The 1,717-nt window shown below is 49.7% G+C and carries 12 tRNA genes, 1 rRNA gene and 1 other annotated feature; all 13 genes read left to right on the forward strand.

The annotated features are described in order from the left end of the window. The first annotated feature begins 38 nt into the window (after positions 1-38). Positions 39-300: a sequence feature (23S ribosomal RNA rRNA prediction is too short), on the forward strand. Between the two features lie 114 nt (positions 301-414). Continuing rightward, positions 415-531 (forward strand): 5S ribosomal RNA (gene rrf / locus G414_RS0105435). A gap of 5 nt (positions 532-536) precedes the next feature. Continuing rightward, a tRNA-Val gene (locus G414_RS0105440) sits at positions 537-609 on the forward strand. Between the two features lie 92 nt (positions 610-701). Continuing rightward, positions 702-774, forward strand: a tRNA-Thr gene (locus tag G414_RS0105445). A gap of 4 nt (positions 775-778) precedes the next feature. Further along, a tRNA-Gly gene (locus G414_RS0105450) sits at positions 779-850 on the forward strand. 2 nt (positions 851-852) lie between these two features. Next, positions 853-936: transfer RNA gene (locus G414_RS0105455), tRNA-Leu, on the forward strand. A gap of 4 nt (positions 937-940) precedes the next feature. Further along, a tRNA-Arg gene (locus G414_RS0105460) sits at positions 941-1,014 on the forward strand. Positions 1,015-1,043: 29 nt separating this feature from the next. Beyond that, positions 1,044-1,117 (forward strand) — tRNA-Pro (locus tag G414_RS0105465). A gap of 25 nt (positions 1,118-1,142) precedes the next feature. Then, positions 1,143-1,216: transfer RNA gene (locus tag G414_RS0105470), tRNA-Met, on the forward strand. A gap of 22 nt (positions 1,217-1,238) precedes the next feature. Then, positions 1,239-1,328, forward strand: a tRNA-Ser gene (locus G414_RS0105475). 28 nt (positions 1,329-1,356) lie between these two features. Then, positions 1,357-1,430 (forward strand) — tRNA-Met (locus tag G414_RS0105480). A gap of 2 nt (positions 1,431-1,432) precedes the next feature. Beyond that, positions 1,433-1,506 (forward strand) — tRNA-Asp (locus tag G414_RS0105485). Positions 1,507-1,517: 11 nt separating this feature from the next. Then, a tRNA-Phe gene (locus G414_RS0105490) sits at positions 1,518-1,590 on the forward strand. Positions 1,591-1,623: 33 nt separating this feature from the next. Beyond that, a tRNA-Gly gene (locus G414_RS0105495) sits at positions 1,624-1,695 on the forward strand. Positions 1,696-1,717 lie beyond the last annotated feature (22 nt).

The raw sequence follows: 1,717 nt of genomic DNA on the forward strand, positions 1-1,717 counted from the left end.
GAACGTCGTGAGACAGTTCGGTCCCTATCCGTCGCGGGCGTAGGAAATTTGAGAGGATCTGTCCTTAGTACGAGAGGACCGGGATGGACGTACCTCTGGTGTATCAGTTGTTCCGCCAGGAGCATCGCTGAGTAGCTATGTACGGATGAGATAAACGCTGAAAGCATCTAAGTGTGAAACTCGCCTCGAGATGAGATTTCCCATTCAGAAATGAAGTAAGACCCCTCAGAGATGATGAGGTAGATAGGCTAGAAGTGGAAGCGTGGTGACACGTGAAGCGGACTAGTACTAATGGTTCGAGGACTTAACCAAGTTGAACAAACGGTGTTAAGGCTCAAAAAACGAATGATTTTTAGTTGACAATAAGGTTCAGTTTTGAGATAATTAAGTCTCGTACGGCTATTAAATAGCTCGTGTTGTGATGATGGCATTGAGGTCACACCTGTTCCCATACCGAACACAGAAGTTAAGCTCAATCGCGCCGAAAGTAGTTGGGGGATCGCTCCCTGCGAGGATAGGGCGTCGCAACGCATCCTGGACGTTTAGCTCAGCTGGGAGAGCACCTGCCTTACAAGCAGGGGGTCACAGGTTCGATCCCTGTAACGTCCATTGATTTTGTTGGCAATAATAAAATCAAAAATTCAAAAAAATAAATGACGGCAGTCTTTCATTATTCTAAAAAGCTGGTAGTATCGTATAATGCCGACTTAGCTCAGTTGGTAGAGCATCGCTCTTGTAAAGCGAGGGTCGAAGGTTCGAGTCCTTTAGTCGGCATCATGCGAACGTAGTTCAGTGGTAGAACATCACCTTGCCATGGTGGGGGTCGCGGGTTCGAATCCCGTCGTTCGCTTTGCCGGCTTGGCGGAATAGGTAGACGCACAGGACTTAAAATCCTGCGATGGAAACATCGTACCGGTTCGATCCCGGTAGCCGGCATGATGCACCTATAGCGCAATTGGATAGAGTGTCTGACTACGAATCAGAAGGTTGCAGGTTCGACTCCTGCTAGGTGCATAGCAGTTAACTGCTAGTAGTAAGTTGTTCGGGACGTAGCTCAGTTTGGTAGAGCACCTGGTTTGGGACCAGGGGGTCGCAGGTTCGAATCCTGTCGTCCCGATTGTGACAATTTATTGTTATAAGTTCGCGGTGTAGCTCAGCTGGCTAGAGCGTTCGGTTCATACCCGAGAGGTCGAGGGTTCGATTCCCCCCGCCGCGATTTGATGCTTTGCATCAGTTTTGGAGAATTACCCAAGTCTGGCTGAAGGGAACGGTCTTGAAAACCGTCAGGTCGCGAAAGCGGCGCGTGGGTTCGAATCCCACATTCTCCTTTACCATATTGGTGATAAATATTATTTTCGCGGGTTGGAGCAGTCTGGTAGCTCGTCGGGCCCATAACCCGAAGGTCGTAGGTTCAAATCCTACACCCGCAATTGGTCGCATGGTCTAGCTGGTTAGGACGCCTGCCTGTCACGCAGGAGATCACGGGTTCGAGCCCCGTTGTGACCGTTTTTAATTTTGGCGCGATAGCTCAGTTGGTAGAGCATACGATTGAAGCTCGTAGTGTCGACGGTTCGATTCCGCCTCGCGCCATTCCACTTATTGTGGGCTAGTTTCATAGGAATTGCGGATGTAGTACAATGGCTAGTGCTCCAGCCTTCCAAGCTGGGAATGCGGGTTCGATTCCCGTCGTCCGCTTGTTAATAACATAATGCGGATG

It is taken from the genome of Weissella halotolerans DSM 20190 (assembly GCF_000420365.1).
GTDB classification, from domain to species: domain Bacteria; phylum Bacillota; class Bacilli; order Lactobacillales; family Lactobacillaceae; genus Weissella; species Weissella halotolerans.